This is a genomic window from Streptomyces sp. NPDC052910 (assembly GCF_055585605.1).
Genome location: NZ_JBVJJR010000008.1, coordinates 316,007 through 332,518, shown reverse-complemented (window position 1 = coordinate 332,518; position 16,512 = coordinate 316,007). Strand labels below are relative to the sequence as shown.

Here is a 16,512-nt window from a genome sequence, read left to right as displayed (position 1 = left end):
GGACGCTGTACGTCCGCCTCACCGCCGCCCCTCGGCTCCCACGCGACACCTTCGGCCGCCGCTCCAGCCCGCCCGGGCGGGTGCTGCTCCGGGCGGCGGCCGCGGAGGTGGCCGAGGCGGTGGCCGAGACGGTGGTCGGCCGCTGCGGGTCCCGCGGGTCGCATGAGGTCCAAGCACCTCAAGCGCACCAAGCACCTCAAGTACACCAAGCACCTCCGGCACCTCTAGGGCCTCAAGGGCCGCCGGAGCAACTGCCGGACGGCCGCTGGCACTGGCCGGACTCCGACTGGCGCGGCTCCGTCTCGCACACCGGGGCGCTCGGCCTCACGGCCCTCGCCCGCGGTGTCTGGATCGGGGCCGACGTCCAGGAACACCGGGAACGGCCGGCCGCCCTGCGCTGGCTCGCCCGGGTCCTGGGCCGGCCCGCCGGGTCGACGGCCACGGTCCGCGAGTGGACCGAGGTCGAGGCCCTGCTCAAGGCCCGGGGAACGGCGGGCACCCGCCCCGGGCGGCTGGACCCGCTGCCCGACTGGCGGCCGGGCTGGCGGGACGCCGGAGACGGGTGGTGGCTGTGGAGCGACACCCTGGCCGGCGCCGGTCCCTCGCGGCCCGAGACGTACGTCGCGCTGGCGGCGCGAGTCCCGCTCGGCATCAGCCCGCTGCCACCGGACGGGCCGGGGGAGCCGTGGCCCCGCGTCGAGCACGCCCCCGAGTACCCCGCCCCGGCCCCCGCCCCCGAAAGCCCCAGCAGAACGAAAGGAACGCAGCGATGACCGCCGTCAGCCGCGCACGCCGCACCGACGCCGGCTACAGCCGGCCGATCTCGCCCACCGAACGGGGGTACCTCGCCGGCGCGCTGGTGACACCCCCGATGGCCATCCAGATCTTCGTCGAGGGCCGGGGCGGCGTCACCGCCGACGCGCTCCGCCGGGCCGTCGCCGTGGCGTCCGAGGCCTGCCCCGGCGCCCGTCTGGTCAAGCGGGGCAACCGCTGGGCGGACAGCGGGATCACCCCGCCCGTCCTCGAGGTGGACGGTTCCACGCTCGACCGCCGGACCTTCGACACGGCCGGCAGCGAGGTGCTGCACCGGCCGTTCAGCCCGGTCAAGGGCCCCAACTGCGAGGTGCTGCTGCTCTCCGGCGACCCCGCCACGATCGTCTTCCGCGCGTTCCACGCCGTCATGGACGGCAAGGGCGTGATGACCTGGGCGCAGGAGGTCTTCCGAGCCCTGCGCGGCGAGGAGCCCGTGGGCGCGCCCTCGACGGAGACCGAGTCGGGCGTCGTCAAGCGCTTCGGCACCGGAGCGCCCGCTCCGGGCCCGGCCCCCGAGTGCCGCAACCCCTTCGACCGGCTGCCGGCCGGCCCGGACGCCGGGACCGGGCCCGCCGTGCCCTGGCTGTGGCGCCGCAGGACCGTCGAGGGCAACCACAACGCCGTGGTGGCCAGGACGGCCGCCGCGCTGTGCGCGCTCCTGCCGGACGAGGACTGCCGCTTCATGGTGCCGGTCAACATCCGCCGCCACGATCCGTCGCTCGCCTCCACGGCCAACCTCAGCCTGCCGCTGTTCGTGGACGTCCCGGCCGGCGCGGACCGGGCGCAGATCCAGGGGCGCCTGCTGCGGGCCATGTTCGAGCGGCAGGAACTGTCCTCGATCGGCGCGTTCCCCGTCACCTCGTCCGGCATGGCGCCCACCCTGGGCGCGGCCCGGGCGACCCGGGAGCACCGCGAGACCTACCCCTGCACGCTGGTCGTCTCCGACCTCGGAAAGGTCGACCCGGACACGCTCTCCGGCGGCGGCTTCACGGCCTCGACCGCGTACTCGCTGCCCATGCACGTGCCGTACGCCCCGGCCTTCCTCACCGTCTACCAGCCGCCGGGCCGCACCGAGATCGGCATGTCCTGCCGCGCCGAACCCGGCATGGCGGCCCGTGCGGACGCGCTGCTCGACCTGATCGCAGATGAACTGACCGGTCTGCCGGCCCGGACCGGCTGACGAAGGAGTGACCACCATGGGGGACAACGGGCACCTGCCCGGGGAACGGCCCGGGGAGCAGTGGGACGCGATCGTCGTCGGCAGCGGCTTCGGCGGCCTGGTCTGCGCCGGCTACCTGGCGGCCTGCGGACGCCGGGTGCTCGTGCTGGAACAGCACGACGTGGCCGGCGGCAACGCCCACGCTTTCCGGCGCCGCCGGGCCTACGAGTTCGACGTCGGCCTGCACTACGTCGGCGACTGCGGGCCCGGCGGCATCCTGCCCGCCATCCTCTCCGGCCTCGGCCTCGCCGGCCGCGTGGCGTTCCGCGCCCTGGACCCGGACGGCTTCGACGTACTCGCCCTGCCCGGCCTCGGCGTCCGCGTCCCGGCGGGCTGGGACCGCTACCGGGACCGGCTGAAGGAGGCCCTGCCCGGGGACGCCGAGGCCATCGACGCGTTCGCGGCGATCTGCGAGGCCATCGGCAAGGAGAAGCACGAGGCGCTCCTCGCCGACATGGACCTCGACGACCCGCGGATGCTCAAGCTGATGCCGCTGACCGGCCGTTGGGGGCGCCGTACGCTGCACGACCTGTTCGAGCACTGCGGCCTGTCGGTCCGCGCCCGTACGGTCCTGGCCGCGCAGTCGGCCAACTACGGCTCGCCGCCCAGCACCACCTCCGTCTTCACCCACGTCTCGGTGCTCGACCACTACCTGCGCGGCGCCTACTACCCGGTGGGCGGCGCCCAGGGGCTGGTGGCGGCGCTCGTCGAGGCGCTGGAGGCGCGCGGCGGCGAACTGCGCACCCGCAGTGGGGTGGAGCGCATCCTGATCGAGCGCGGCACCGCGCGCGGCGTCCGGCTCGCGGACGGTACGGAGATCGAGGCGCCGCTGATCGTCTCCAACGCCGACTACCCGCGGACCATCCTGGAACTGGCCGGCGCCGAGCACTTCCCGCCCGCCCTCGTCAAGCGCACCCGGAACGCGACCATGCGGCTGCCGGTCGCGGTGCTGTACGCGGGCCTCGACCGCGACTTCTCCGACCGCCCCAACGCCAACCTGTGGTGGCACAACGGCTGGGACGTCGAGGCCGCCTACCGCGAGGTGGCCGAGGGCTGCCCGTCCGGCGAACTCCCCTTCGCCTTCCTCTCCTTCGCGTCCCTGAAGGACCCCGAGTCGCCCCACGTCTGCCCGCCCGGACACACCAACCTCCAGGTCATGGCACCCCTGGCGCTGCGCTACGGTGGTCCGGAGCAGGGCGGCTACCGGCGCGACCCCGCCTACGCGGCGGAGAAGGAACGCGTCACCGAGCTGCTGCTCACCGCCGCCGAACGGGCGCTCGGGCCGATCCGCGACAGCGCCGTGCACCTGGAGACGGCCACCGCGCTGACCCACCAGCGGTACATCTCCTCGACCGGCGGCACCCCGTACGGGCTCGCCACCTGGGGGCCGTTCGGCATGCGTCCGGAGGCCCGCACCAGCGTCAAGGGCCTGTACGTGGTCGGCCAGAGCAGCCGCTATGGCAGCGGCATCGCGGGCGTCGCGATCAGCGGCATCCTGTGCGCGGCCCGCGTCACCGGCCGCCGGCTGCTCGCCGAGGCCCACGCGGGCGCGGTGCTCACCGACCCCGCGCTGCTGCCCGACCGCCCGGCCGACTGGGACCCGCTGGCGGTGTCCCGGGGCGCCGCCCGCCGGGACCGCTCCGTGGCGCGCACGGGACGGGCGGCTCGTACCTCCGCCGACTCCCGCGTCTCCGCCGAATCCCGTACCGCTACCGGCTCTCGTACCGCTGCCGACTCCCGCGCCTCCGCCGACTCCCGCGCCTCCGCCGAGTCCCGTCCCGCTACCGACCCCCGTACCGCTACCGATTCCCGTACCTCCGCCGCCTCCCAGACCACCCGACCGGCCACCGTGGGGGACCAGCCGACATGAGCGACACACCCGTCTACGACCTCCTGGCCCGCGCGGCCGGCGAGCACCCCGACCGCCCGGCCGTCCGCGACGCCGCCGGCCGCTGGAGCTACGCCCAGCTCGCCGCGCACAGTCGCAGGACCGCCGCCTGGCTCGCCGCGCGCGGTGTGGGCCACGGCGACCGCGTCATGGTGCGCCTGGCGAGCGGCCGGGAGTACCTGGCGCTGCTGTACGGCACGGTGGCGCTCGGCGCCGTCCTCGTCCCCGTCAACCCGGCGATGAAGGACTTCCAGCTCCGCGGCGTCATCGAGGACTCCGAGCCCGCACTGATCGTCACCGACCCCGCGCACACGGCCGGAGTCCGCGCCCTCACGGGCCGACCCGTGCTCGGCCTCGACGAGGCGTGGGAGGGGATCTCCGCGCGGGAGCCGGCCCCCGTCCGCACCACGGCCATCTCGCGTGACGTGGCGCTCCTGATGTACACCTCCGGCACCACCTCCCGGCCGAAGGCCGTCGTCTCCGAGCACGCCCAGGTGCTGGCCGCGACCCGGGCCGTCGCCGCCCGGCTGCGCTACCGCGCCGACGACGTGGTGTACTGCCGGCTGCCGCTCTCCTTCGACTACGGGCTCTACCAGGTCTTCCTCGCCGCCCTGGCCGGCGCGGAGATCGTGGTGCCGGGCGAGGTCCCGGACGTGATGCTGCTGCGCGGCATCCGGGAGACGGCGGCGACCGTGGTCCCCCTCGTGCCGTCCCTCTCCGAGATGCTCGTGCGGCTGGCCGCCCGGGATCCGGAGCCCACGTCCGTCCGTTTGTTCACCAACACCGGCGCCGCCCTCCCGCCGCCCTCGGTGGCGGCGCTCCGCGCGGCCTTCCCGGGCGCGGCGGTGTCGCTGATGTACGGCATCACCGAGTGCAAGCGGGTCTCCGTCCTGGAGCCCGACGAGGACCTGGCCCGCCCGGGTTCCGTCGGCCGCCCGCTGCCGGACACCCAGGTGCTGGTGGTGGACGACGAGGGGCGCCCGTTGCCGCCCGGCGAGACCGGCGAGTTCGTCGTCCGGGGACCTCATGTGATGTCGGGCTACTGGCGGGCCCCCGAGCAGACGGCCCAGCGCTTCCGGCGCTGCGAACGCACCGGTGAGGTGCGGCTGTTCACCGGCGACTACGGGCACCAGGACGCCGACGGGCACCTCTACTTCTCCGGCCGGCGCGACGACATCTTCAAGCGCCTCGGCATGCGGGTGAGCACGCTGGAGATCGAGGCCGCCGCGCTGGACGTCCCGGGTGTCCGGGAGGCCGTGGCCCTCGCGCCCGACGGCGCACGGGACCTCACCCTCTTCGTCGTCGGGGAGCTTGAACCGGCCGAAGTCCGGCGTGAGTTGCGCGCGCGCCTGGAGGCCGCCAAGGTCCCGGCCGCCGTCCTGGCCGTGCCCGCCATCCCGCTCACGGGGAACGGCAAGCCGGACCGGAAGGCGCTGGCCGCGAGCCTCACCTGACGGTGCCTTGGCACACCACGCAAAAAGCAGTCACCGAATCAGCCACTGAACGACAGGAGCCGTACATGAGCACCCAGTGGGACGACCGTTTCGAGCAGGTCCTGCGCCGCAACCTCCCCGACCTCCCCGCCGCGGAGCCCCTCCGCCCGGAGGCCAACCTGATGGACCTCGGTCTTGACTCCATGGGCATGATCAGCCTGCTGATGGACCTGGAGACCGAGTACGGGGTGCGCATCCCCGAGTCGGAGCTGACCTTCGAGGCGTTCGCCTCGGTCGCCGGCCTGTGGGCCGTCGTCGGCGCCGTCACCTCGGCCGCGTAGGGGAACCCGGATGACGACGACCACCCCGCCGCGGCCCGGCGACCGGCACCTCGCCCGGATGGCCCGCGGCGCCGAGGGCATCAAGCCCTCGGAGATCCCCACCCTCTTCGCCGTGCGCGGCCGCGCCGACGTGGTGTCGCTCGCCGGCGGCATGCCCAACCTGGAGGGCCTCCCGCAGCGGGCCATCGCCGACGAGACCGCCGGTCTGGTCTCCCTCGGCGGCAAGGTCGTGCTCCAGTACGGCTCCGCCCAGGGCCTGCCCAAGCTGCGCGAGCAGATCTGCGAGGTGATGAGCCTGGAGGGCATCACCGCCGACCCGGACGACGTCGTCGTCACGGTCGGCTCGCAGATGGCCCTGGACATGGTCACCCGGATCTTCTGCGACCCCGGCGACCTCGTCCTCACCGAGGCCCCCAGCTACATCGGCGCCCTCGGCGTCTTCGCCTCGTACCGGGCCGACGTCGTCCAGGTGCCGGTCGACGACCAGGGGCTGGTCCCGGACGCGCTGCGCGCCGCGCTGCGGGACGCCGAACGCGCCGGGCGGCGGCCCAAGTTCCTCTACACCGTGCCGAACTTCCACAACCCCGCGGGCGTCACCCTCGCCGTGGAGCGCCGCGCCGAGGTGCTGGCGATCTGCGCCGAGCGCGACGTCCTCGTCGTCGAGGACAACCCGTACGGCATGCTCGCGCTCGACGGACGGACGTTCCCGGCGCTCCGCTCGCTCGACGCCGAGAACGTCGTCTACCTGGGCTCGTTCTCCAAGACCATCGCCCCCGGCCTGCGCATCGGCTGGGTCACCGCCCCGGCCGCCGTCCGGGAGAAGCTGGTGCAGGCTGCGGAGTCCACGACCCTCTGCCCGCCCGCCTTCACCCAGGCCGTGCTCTCGCGCTACCTGGCCCGGCACGACTGGCGGGCGCAGATCGAGACCTACCGGGACAGCTACCGCGTCCGCCGCGACGCCATGCTCGCCGCGCTCGCCGAGCACCTGCCCGAGGGCAGCCGCTGGACCCGGCCCGAAGGCGGCTTCTTCGTCTGGGTCACCGTCCCGGACGGCGTCGACACCGACGCGCTGACGCCCTACGCCGAGCGGCACAAGGTCGCGTACGTCCCCGGCAGCGCCTTCTACGCGGAAGGGAGCGGACGCGGCCGGAACGAACTGCGGCTCTCCTTCAGCTACCCCACACCGGAACGCATCGCCGAAGGGGTCCGCCGGCTGGGCCTCGCGATCACCGAGTACCAGAACCGGTAAACAGCCGGCCCCCGGCCGAACGACCACTTCACAACCCCAGGATTGGGTGAACAACCACCATGTGCGGAATTGCAGGCTGGCTCTCCTACGGCCGCGACCTCGAGCGCGAGCGCCCCACCGTCGAGGCGATGACCGCCACCATGGCGCTGCGCGGCCCCGACGCGTTCGGCGTCTGGACCGACCGCCACATCGCGCTCGGCCACCGCCGGCTGTCCATCATCGACCTCGAGGGCGGCAAGCAGCCCATGGTCGAGGAGACGCCCGCCGGCACCGTCGCCCTCACCTACAGCGGCGAGGCGTACAACTTCACCGAGCTGCGCGACGAACTGGCCCGCCGCGGCCACCGGTTCCGCACCACCAGCGACACCGAGGTCGTGCTCCACGCCTACCTGGAGTGGGGCGAGAAGGTCGCCGAGCACCTCAACGGCATGTATGCCTTCGCGGTGTGGGACGGCCGCACCGAGAAGCTGGTCCTCGTCCGCGACCGCCTCGGCATCAAGCCGCTCTACTTCTACCCGACCGCCGACGGCGTGCTGTTCGGCTCCGAGCCCAAGGCGATCCTCGCCAACCCGCTCGCCGAGCGCGCGGTCGACGTGGCGGGCCTGCGCGAACTGCTGACCTTCACCAAGGACCCGGGCCAGGCCGTGTGGGCCGGCATGTCCGAGGTCAAGCCGGGCACGATCGTCACGGTCGACCGCAACGGCCACCGGGAGCACACGTACTGGCGCCTGGAGGCCAACCGCCACACCGACGACACCGACAAGACCGTCGCCCGCGTCGGCGAGCTGCTGGAGGACGCCGTCGCCCGCCAGTTGGTGGCCGACGTCCCGCGTTGCGTCCTGCTCTCCGGCGGCCTGGACTCCAGCAGCATCACCGCCCTCGCGGCCGGACACCTGAGCGCCAAGGGCGAGCGACTGCGCAGCTTCGCCGTGGACTTCACCAGCCACGACGAGAGCTTCACCCCCGACCAACTGCGCGTCGCCCGTGACACCCCCTTCGCCCACGACGTGGCCGGACACGTGAACTCCGACCACACCGACATCCTCATCGACCACCGCCAGCTCGCCGACCCCGAGCTGCGCCGCGCCGTCGTCGCCGCCCGCGACCTGCCCGCCGGCATGGGCGACATCGACATGTCCCTGCTGCTGCTCTTCCGCGCGGTGCGCGAGCGCTCGACGGTCGCCCTGTCCGGGGAGTCGGCCGACGAACTCTTCGGCGGCTACCGCTGGTTCCACGACCCGGCGGCCCAGCAGGCGGACTTCTTCCCCTGGCTGATCAACCTCGGCGAGAACGGCGACTACAGCCCCCTCGGCGTCGTCCGCCCCGAGGTCCTCGGCGCCATCGACCTGGGCGGCCACCTGCACGAGAGCTTCGCCCGGGTGAGCGCCGAGGTCGGCACCGTCGAGGGCGAGAGCGACTTCGAGTACCGGATGCGCCGCAGCTCGTACGTCCACCTCACCCGCTTCGTCCGCACCATGCTCGACCGCAAGGACCGCATGAGCATGGCGGCCGGCCTGGAGGTCCGGGTGCCGTTCTGCGACCACCGCCTGGTCGAGTACGTCTACAACACCCCCTGGTCGATGAAGACCTTCGACGGCCGCGAGAAGAGCCTCCTGCGCGCCGCCACCCGCGACCGCCTGCCCCGGTCGGTGGTCGAGCGGGCGAAGAACTTCTACCCCTCCACCCAGGACCCGGACTACGTCAAGGCCCTCCAGACGCAGGCCCGCGACCTCCTCGCCGACCCCGGCCACCCGGCCTTCCAGCTCGTCAACGAGGGCTGGCTGCGCCAGGTGCTGACGATCGACGCCACGGAGATGCCGCTGGGCGCCCGCAACGGCATCGAGCGGGCGCTGGACGTCGCGGTCTGGTTCGACCTCTACAACCCCGAACTGCGCCTCGCCTGACGGAACGGGGGCGCGCCGCATCCGCGGCGCGCCCCTCCTGTCAACCCTTCCCCTCCTCCCGGCCCTTCCCTTCCTGTCAACTCTTCCCTCCGTCCGGCCATCCGGATCCCCCCATTCCGCCTGACGATAGGATCAAGCGCGTGACCAAGCTCGACAGAACCCAGCTCCGCATCGGCGACGACGAGCGCGAGGAAGCCCTCGATGCTTTGACCACGCACAGTCGCCAGGGCCGGCTGACCATCGACGAGTACGGCGAGCGCGCCGAAGCCCTCAACGAGGCCCGCACCCAGGCCGACATCCTGGCCCTCTTCAAGGACCTCCCCGAGCCCCGCCCCTCCCTCGCCGCCACCACCCCGGCCCCCACCCGCACCCCGGCCCCCACCCGCCCCACCACCCCGGAACCCCACCGCGGCCCCCTCGGCCTCCCCACCCGCACCGACCGCCCGACCCGCGCCACCGACCGCTTCACCGGCACCCTCCTCGGCGTCCCCGTCGGCGCCGTCGCCGCCGCGGGCATCAGCTACGCCACGGGCAGTTGGCTCTTCATGTTCCTGGCCCCCCCGATCGCCTTCGCGGCGGACCGACTGTCACGACGGGGACGGAAGGGCTGAGGAAGCGCCGGCGGAGCGGGAGCGCGATCTCGCTTCATGCGGCGTCCCGTGTCGAGACGCCGTGGCCCGACCCCGCCCGGGCTCTCCTTTTCGCGCAGCCGAGGGAGTCGTCGGCCGACGGGAAGCGGGCGGGTGCGCGCGTCGCTTTGCCGGCCGTGCACACGGCCGGCCTGGGACAGGTCGGCTGTGGGTACACCGCCCAGGGCCTGAGCGGGACTGGTGCGGGGCCACCATGGGCGACGACATGGTCATCCCGGGACGTGCGTTGGGTGTTCCGAAGGGCACGCAGCGCGAGGACACCGCATCCGGAGTGTTTTGTGTCGCCGTTCCGGCTCACTCGATCCCGAGGCGCGGAAGAAGAACCTGGACGATGACGAACTCGCACGCTGCGTGCGTCATGCCTATCACTGCTGCTGACCCGCGCGAGTTGTGCCAGGGTGATTTACTCGACGGACGCGGAAACGCGGGACCACCTCAAGCGAATGGTCGGCGGGACCCAGGTCCACGAACTGCGCACTACCCGGGACAGTCGCCCGCCGGAGTGGCAAGTGCCCCACCGGATACGCCCCGGACGTGGCAGGGGTCGGCGGGGGCGGGGCCCGCGGCATAAGCCCCGGCCGGCGGAGAACAGCCGCCTGCGGCTCGTCGCCTTTGAAGGACCCGGCTGCGATGCCAGCCGTCGCGATGGTTTTCGGCCGTCGGCCTTCTGCCGCCGACGTGAGCCAAGCGTGGTCACCGTTCCGCAGGCGGACCCGTCGGTGTGGTGAAGGTGATTTCGGAGAAGTCGCGCCCCTGCAGAACCGGCCCGTTCTGTGTGCCCCCGCTGATGTGATTGTGCACATCGGCACTGATCGAGCGGACGCGCTGCCACCAGTCGTCGAGGTCGCGCCGGAACTGCGCGTCCAGGGCCGCGCGCACGCCCAAGGCCGTCACCAGAGCCTGAGCGCGGTCGGGGTCTGCGGGAGCGTTCTGCAAAGCCGTGAGTTCGGGCTGGGCCGTGCTCACTTGGAGGGACGGATCCGGAACGGGGGAGTCGTCGTCGCCGTGCCGGAACGGGCGGCGGACCAGGGAGGCGAGGCCCTGCCACGCCTGGCGGCCGGCCTCCCCGCCGGCGCCTCCGACGAGGGCCACGAGAACGCTCGCAGAGATCGGATCCATGAGTGCGCTCCCGGGGTCGGCTGCGGTGGTTGCACATCCTAGGGCGTTCCGCGCGGCCTGGGCAGGGAGGACTTGCGCCGTTGGCCCGTCAGATCGTCGGCTCGATCGTAGAGTTTGCCGTGTGGCCGACGATACGTACAACAGCGTGGACGGACAGGCTCGGATGGGCGCGGTTTTCCAGGCCCGCGACATCGGAGCGGTGCATCATCATGTGCACACCGCGGCGCCACCCGCGACGATTCCCTTCCAGGTGCCGCCCGCGGTGGCGCACTTCGAGGATCGGCGGGACGAGCAGGAGCGCATCCTGTGTGCGCTGGACGAGTGTTCGGCAAGTGATGGAGCTCCGCTGGTCGTCGCGCTGACCGGTATCGGTGGGATCGGCAAGACCGCCTTGGGGTTCCATGTCGCCCGGCGGATCAGTGACCGGTTCCCGGACGGGGTGCTCTACGTCGACCTGGACGATCTGCGCCGGGACGGGGTCGTCGAGTCCACGGACACGCTCGACGAGTTGCTGTCCGGTCTCGGGGTCGCCGCTGACTGGATGCGGCGGTCGTCGGCCGGGCGGAAGAAGCAGTACTGGTCGTTGACGCGGGACAGGCGTCTCCTCGTGGTGGTGGACAACGCCCGGTTCGGCACCGAGGTGCTGCCGCTGCTCCCGTCGTCCGGCGGAAGTCTGGTGATCGCGACCAGCCAGGGGCGGCTGCCCGACCTGGACGGCATGGCGGTGCTGGAGGTGCCGATGAGGCCGCTGGCGACGGAGGACGCCGTGCGGCTGTTGCGGCACATCGTCGACGACGCGCGGCTCGCGGACGAACCGGATGCCGTGGCCGAGCTCGCCCGGGGTTGCGACGGGCTGCCCGCGGCGCTCCACGTGGCCGGTCGCTGGATCCGCAAACACCGGCGGCGCAGCCTGACGCGGCTGGTCGCCGAGCTCTCGGCGGACCTGCGAGAGAAGGGAATCCCGATGGTCGAGGCGGTGTGGGACGCCGCCTACGCCGGGCTCGGGGCGGAGGCGGCGCGGTTGTACCGGCTGTTGCCGGAGTTCCCGGCACCGGTGGTCTCGGTTCCGGCCGCCGCGGCCCTGCTGGGCGGTGGCTTCTCGCCGGCCGAGGACGCGCTGGAGGAACTGGAGGGCGCGGGTCTGCTGGAGAGCCGGACCGAAGGGCTCCGGTTCCACGCCCTGTTGCGCGGACACGCCGAGCGCAGATCCCGCGAGGCGGATCCCGCTGGGCGCGCGCGGCGGGAAGCCCGGACGCGGCTGATCCGCTGGTACCGGCGCCAGGCGATCCGCGCCGATCTCCTGGCGGCCGGCCCGCGCATGACGTTCGCGACGCCCGGCCCGGCCGTTCCCGGCGTCCCGGACGTCGACTTCGCCGGCAAGCCGGAGGCGCTGCGATGGATGGAAACGCACCGGCTCGCCCTTTACGGCTGCGTCCGGCTCGCCTATGAGTGCGGCCTCGACGAGGACGCGTGGGCCCTCTGCGAGCCGCTCTGGACGCACTTCCTCGACCACCCGCACTACGCGGACGTCACCGACGCCTTCGGCCGGGGACTGGCCGCGGCGCAACGCTTGGAACACCTGCCCGTGGTGATCCGTATGCGCTGCCAGTTGGCCCGTCCGTTGTGGGAGCAGGGACGGTACGAGGAGGCGGCCGAGCAGTTGCGGCACGCGATGAGCGCCGCCGGAACCCTGGGCGACTCGGCCAAGGAACGGAAGCTCAAGGCATCCGTCGTGGAGTTCCGGGGCAAGCTCAAGTCCGTCCGGGGCGATTGGGCTTCCGCCGCCGTCGACTTCGAGAGCGCCAGGCGGACGCACGCGGAGATCGGGAACGCGTACGGCGTGCTGCTCCAGACACATCTCCTCGGGTGCGCCGCCCTCGGCGCGGGCGCGTACGGGCGCGCGGTCGAACTGCTCACGGACGCGCACCGCATGGCCGTCGAGCAGGACCGCGAAAGGATGACCGCCCGCACCGGTTTCGAGCTCGCCCGCGCCCTGCGCCGCGCGGGTCGTCCGGCGGACGCGGTCGCGCCGGCCCGGGCCGCCTTGCACAACGCCAGGGAACGCGGGTCGACCAGCGATGAAGCGCGTGTCCTGGAGGAGCTCGCCCGGCTCGCCGACGAGACGGGGGAAGCGGAGGAGGCCGAAGAGCACCGGGCGGCGGCGCGCCTGCTGGCCGAACGCTGCGGCGGTCTCCCGGGCACCGCTCGCGACGCCTAGTCCACCAGTCGGCGGGGCGTCGTACGAGAGCGCCGCCCGCACGTCACAGCTCCTCGTCGAGGTCCGCTTCTTCGGCGGGCTCCAGGACCGCCCGGACGGCGAACGGGCCGACGTCGCACACCAGCGTGGCCGGAAGCGGCGGTACGGGTCGGGTGCCCAGCCATGAGTGGATCGCCGACACCACCGCCGCCGGATCCGCACGCAGTATCCGGCCGCCCGTCCGGTGCGGCTCGACGTGGACGCGGAACGTTCCGGCGGAGCGGTGTCGCAGCAGGCACCGCTCCGGTGTGACGATCGCGGCCGCGGTACGGCAGTACGGTGCCTCGTTCAGCATCCGGGCCGTCCAGCCGCCCGCCGTCCAGGTACTCGAATGCGGGGCGTCGGAGGCGGGCCGGGCGCGGCGCCACAACACCGCCGCGCTCTGCGTCTCCCGGACTCCGGCGTGCGGGAACTCGGCGGCCAGATGGTGCGTGGGCAGAGTGGTGTCGGCGGGGAAGCGTTCGATGACGACGTGGTGGCCGGTCACCTGGGCGCGCACCGCGCAGGCCGTGGGGCCGGCCGGTACCGCGCGCCCCTTCGGAGCCGGGAGGGCGCGCGGCCGGGCGGGGGCGGACGGCGGTCGCAACCCGAGGAGCCGGTAGAGCTCGTCACGGAGGCGGGGCAGCGACTCGCCCGGCAGGTCGAACGCGGCGTCGGCGCACTTGCGCACGTCCTGTTCCGCGGCCGCCCGCAGAGCCTCCGCCAGGCCGGCGGGGTCCGTCAGCCGGGGCGCTTGGGCGAGCAGCGCGGCCATCGGGGTGCCCGGTATGAGCTCGGTGCCACCGTCGTAGGCGCCGACGACGGGCCGTCCGAGGGCGGCGGCGTAGAGGGCCGTGGAGCCGTGGTCGGTGATCACGGCGTCGCAGGCGACGAGAAGGGCGGCCCATTCCTCGTACGGTTCCGCCAGGACGACGCCCGCGCGCAGGGCGGGCGCCAGGTGCCGGGAGAGGTCGTACGCGCCCAGCCTGCTGTGCTCGTTGGGGTGCAGGACGAGCGCGAGCTGGTACGCGTCGTGGGGCAGGACGCGCGCGAGCGCGGCGGGCAGCTCGGGCCGCCGGGCCAGCAGCGACTCGTCACCCCAGGTGGAGGTGAGGGCGATGAGGCGGCGTTCTCCGGTGCCGAGGGCGGCGCGGTAGTCGTCCCGGTGGGGGAGTGAAGCGAGGAGGCGGTCCAGGGTCGGGTCGCCCACGACCGTGGCCCGGGCGGCGGCCGGTGGACAGTGCTCGGCGAGGCGGTCGAGCTGGTCGCCGTGTGCGAGTGCGTGCAGGGCGGCCCAGGGCCTGCCGTCGGCGAGCAGGAAGTGCGGGTCGAGGCCGGACGGCAGCCGCGGTGAACCCTCCGACGCTATCGCCTTGTTGAACCCGGCGCCGTGCGGGAGCAGCACGCGCGGGCCGGACAGGACGCGGATCGGGCCCTTGGGGCTCGCGGTCAGGACCAGGCCGTGGGCGCGGGAGCGGGCGTCATCCCAGGTGACGAGACGGGCGTCGGAACGATCCAGGGCGGCGAGGGCATCCACGTCGAAGTCCGAACCGGGGACGAGGGTGCAACGGACGGTGATGCGCCTGTCACCGTCGAAGACCGGCAGGACGTCCAGAAGCCGGTGCAACGCGCCGGCCGAGCGGACGGCGAACAGCACACACGCCTCCGACCCCGGACCTCCGGCCTCCCGCTGCCCGCTGCCCGCTGCCCGCTGCCCGCTGCCCGCTGCCCGCTGCCCGCTGCCCGCTGCCCGCTGCCCGCTGCCCGCTGCCCGCTGCCCGCTGCCTAAAGCTTGTCATCGTACTGCGCGCCCCCAAAGGGGGCAAATCGCCTGTATCGATGCCGAAAAGCCAGTCAGTGGTCCGGTGTGCATGACCGCGATCGTACTGGCGGGTGGGCTCCTCCTTCCGGTTTCCCCGTCGCGGCGGTCGTCGCGACGGGGAAACCGGGGGAGGCGAGCCACGGGTTGCCCAGGTGGCCACGGGTTGCCCAGGTGAAGGAACGGTTCTTCTATCGGGCGTACCGCGACGGCTCCCGCTGCGGCGGTCCGCAGGGTGGTGAACCGGAAGCGGTGGCGGGGATGACCGGTGCGGAGTCCGAAGCGGTGCGCAGCCGGCGCAGGAAGGCGAGGGCGCGGGCGAACGGCCGGGCCGGGAGTCGATCCGGACGCCCTGTTGTCAACTCGGCGAACGAAAGCGCCGGTTCCGGGTGGGGAGCGCGTGTCTCCGCGGCGAGCTCCGGCGCGTGCCGCGCGGTGACCGGATGCCGGGACGGAACCTGAGGCCCGGAACCCGCACGCGGAGCCTCGGCATCCGCGCGGGAAGCGGAACGGGAGGGAGGGCAGGGAGCCGTGGAACTGTCGGACACGGAAGGGGAGTCGGCGGAATGTGGGCGGATCTGATCGCGGTACGCCTGGGCGCGCATGTAGGCGCTCACGGCCCGCGCGGGGTCGAGCGGCATGACGTCTCTGCTCTCTTGCCGATGGTGGAGGGACGCGGCGGCGCCGCCCTACGGCGGGCGGGGCGGCGCGGGTCACCTCAGCAGCGCAGGACGGCGTTCCGCGCGGGCCGGGCCGGGAGCGAGGACGGGGGGTGGGGCCGGGCGGCCGGACCGTCGGGCGTGGTGGTGGCAGGCGCGGTGAGGGCGGGCCGCCCGGCGCGGTGCCGGTGTTGCACGCTGGTCACTGCGTCCTCCGGGGCGACCGCGTCCGCCGTGCGGTCGTCGGACAGGTCGAACTCCGTGGAGGCGGAGCTCTCCTCCCGTCCCCGGTCGCCCGCCGCGAGGGCGGGATCCCCGCCGGACAGCACCAGCAGCAGCGAGACCAGCACGGCGGTCACGGCCTGCAGGACAGGCCGTGTGCGTGCGGGACCCCACCGAGACATGAACGCATCGTAATCGCTCAACTACTCTATGCGCATTCCCTCCTTAGGGTGAGGCGGCCTCTCTGTCCCGCGATGGCGCCGCGCCGGCAGCTCTGTACCGACGTGCCCGCCCTCGCCGGAAGGTGCCAGGAGGCGGGCGCCTCGCGCGGGGCGGGTCGCGCCTCAGACGTGTTCCATGGCCACGACGATGGTCGTGCCGGCTTCCAGCGCCTGGCAGATGTGCGGGACGTCCCCCGGATAGCTGATGTAGTCGCCGGGGCCGAGTTCCAGCGGCTCGTCGCTGAGTCCGATCAGGGCCCTCCCCGACGCGACCACGGCGTGCTCCATCGTCCCGGGCGAGTGGGGGTCGGACGCCTTGGGGGCGCCCGGCTCCACTTGGAGGAGGTAGAGGTCCCGGCGGGCGTGGGGCGGGCAGGAGGCCAGGAGGGTCACGGTGTAGTCGGCGTGCTCCGACGGGACGGCGGCACCCTCGCCGAGGCGGAGCACGGTCACGCGGGGCCGGGGCGGGTCGACGAGTCTGCTGAACGGAACGTCCAGGGCCACGCTGAGCGCCCACAGCGTCTCGACGCTCGGATTGCCCGTGCCCGACTCCAGTTGCGACAGCGTGGACTTGGCGATCCCGGCACGCTTGGCCAGTTCCGACAGCGACATGTCGAGATGCTCGCGTTCGGTCCGGATCGAAGCGGCGATGCGGGCCAGCGGCGGACGGGCGGTGCGATCCGATCGGCTCCCCGAGGGGCGTTCGCTGTAACGGTCCACTTGTTCTCCTTGACGAACG

Annotated in this window: 12 protein-coding genes; 8 read left to right on the top strand and 4 right to left on the bottom strand. The window is 73.4% G+C overall.

Annotation, left to right across the window (positions count from 1 at the left end):
* Positions 1-769: 769 nt before the first annotated feature.
* The 7 genes from ACZ6X9_RS27130 (at position 770) to ACZ6X9_RS27100 (ending at position 9,458) form a co-directional block, all read left to right on the top strand.
* Positions 770-1,993 (top strand): hypothetical protein, encoded by a 1,224-nt coding sequence (locus ACZ6X9_RS27130; protein ID WP_469780625.1) that lies wholly within the window; start codon positions 770-772, stop codon positions 1,991-1,993.
* A 16-nt stretch (positions 1,994-2,009) separates the two neighbouring features.
* Positions 2,010-3,902 carry a phytoene desaturase family protein gene (locus ACZ6X9_RS27125; RefSeq protein WP_469780624.1) on the top strand — a complete coding sequence of 631 codons (1,893 nt, stop codon included), beginning with the start codon at positions 2,010-2,012 and terminating at the stop codon, positions 3,900-3,902.
* Positions 3,899-5,374 (top strand): class I adenylate-forming enzyme family protein, encoded by a 1,476-nt coding sequence (locus ACZ6X9_RS27120; RefSeq protein ID WP_469780623.1) that lies wholly within the window; start codon positions 3,899-3,901, stop codon positions 5,372-5,374. The genes ACZ6X9_RS27125 and ACZ6X9_RS27120 overlap by 4 nt, the downstream gene beginning before the upstream one ends.
* 65 nt (positions 5,375-5,439) lie before the next feature.
* Positions 5,440-5,694: an acyl carrier protein gene (locus ACZ6X9_RS27115; protein WP_469780622.1), complete on the top strand. Its 255-nt coding sequence runs from the start codon at positions 5,440-5,442 to the stop codon at positions 5,692-5,694.
* Between the two features lie 10 nt (positions 5,695-5,704).
* Positions 5,705-6,943, top strand: a complete 1,239-nt coding sequence (locus tag ACZ6X9_RS27110) for an aminotransferase-like domain-containing protein (protein WP_469780621.1) — start codon at positions 5,705-5,707, stop codon at positions 6,941-6,943.
* 59 nt (positions 6,944-7,002) lie between these two features.
* On the top strand, positions 7,003-8,847 hold the full coding sequence (gene asnB, locus ACZ6X9_RS27105) for an asparagine synthase (glutamine-hydrolyzing) (RefSeq protein ID WP_469780620.1): 1,845 nt from the start codon (positions 7,003-7,005) through the stop codon (positions 8,845-8,847).
* Between the two features lie 140 nt (positions 8,848-8,987).
* Entirely contained in the window at positions 8,988-9,458 is a 471-nt protein-coding gene (locus ACZ6X9_RS27100; protein ID WP_469780619.1) for a DUF1707 domain-containing protein, read from the top strand.
* Positions 9,459-10,190: 732 nt separating this feature from the next.
* On the opposite strand, the gene ACZ6X9_RS27095 is transcribed toward ACZ6X9_RS27100, so the two are convergent.
* Positions 10,191-10,616 (bottom strand): hypothetical protein, encoded by a 426-nt coding sequence (locus ACZ6X9_RS27095; protein WP_469780618.1) that lies wholly within the window; start codon positions 10,614-10,616, stop codon positions 10,191-10,193.
* 121 nt (positions 10,617-10,737) lie between these two features.
* Between ACZ6X9_RS27095 and ACZ6X9_RS27090 the strand changes: the two genes are divergently transcribed.
* Entirely contained in the window at positions 10,738-12,834 is a 2,097-nt protein-coding gene (locus tag ACZ6X9_RS27090) for a hypothetical protein (protein ID WP_469780617.1), read from the top strand.
* A gap of 43 nt (positions 12,835-12,877) precedes the next feature.
* Here the strand turns inward: ACZ6X9_RS27090 and ACZ6X9_RS27085 are convergent, their stop codons facing one another.
* From ACZ6X9_RS27085 to ACZ6X9_RS27075, 3 genes are all read right to left on the bottom strand, one after another.
* The gene (locus ACZ6X9_RS27085; RefSeq protein WP_469780616.1) at positions 12,878-14,509 is read right to left on the bottom strand and encodes a translation initiation factor 2; all 1,632 of its coding nucleotides are present in this window, start codon (positions 14,507-14,509) and stop codon (positions 12,878-12,880) included.
* Between the two features lie 880 nt (positions 14,510-15,389).
* Positions 15,390-15,689, bottom strand: coding sequence for a hypothetical protein (locus ACZ6X9_RS27080; RefSeq protein WP_469780615.1), 300 nt, complete (start codon positions 15,687-15,689; stop codon positions 15,390-15,392).
* A 207-nt stretch (positions 15,690-15,896) separates the two neighbouring features.
* The gene (locus tag ACZ6X9_RS27075) at positions 15,897-16,493 is read right to left on the bottom strand and encodes a helix-turn-helix domain-containing protein (RefSeq protein ID WP_469780614.1); all 597 of its coding nucleotides are present in this window, start codon (positions 16,491-16,493) and stop codon (positions 15,897-15,899) included.
* Positions 16,494-16,512: the final 19 nt, after the last annotated feature.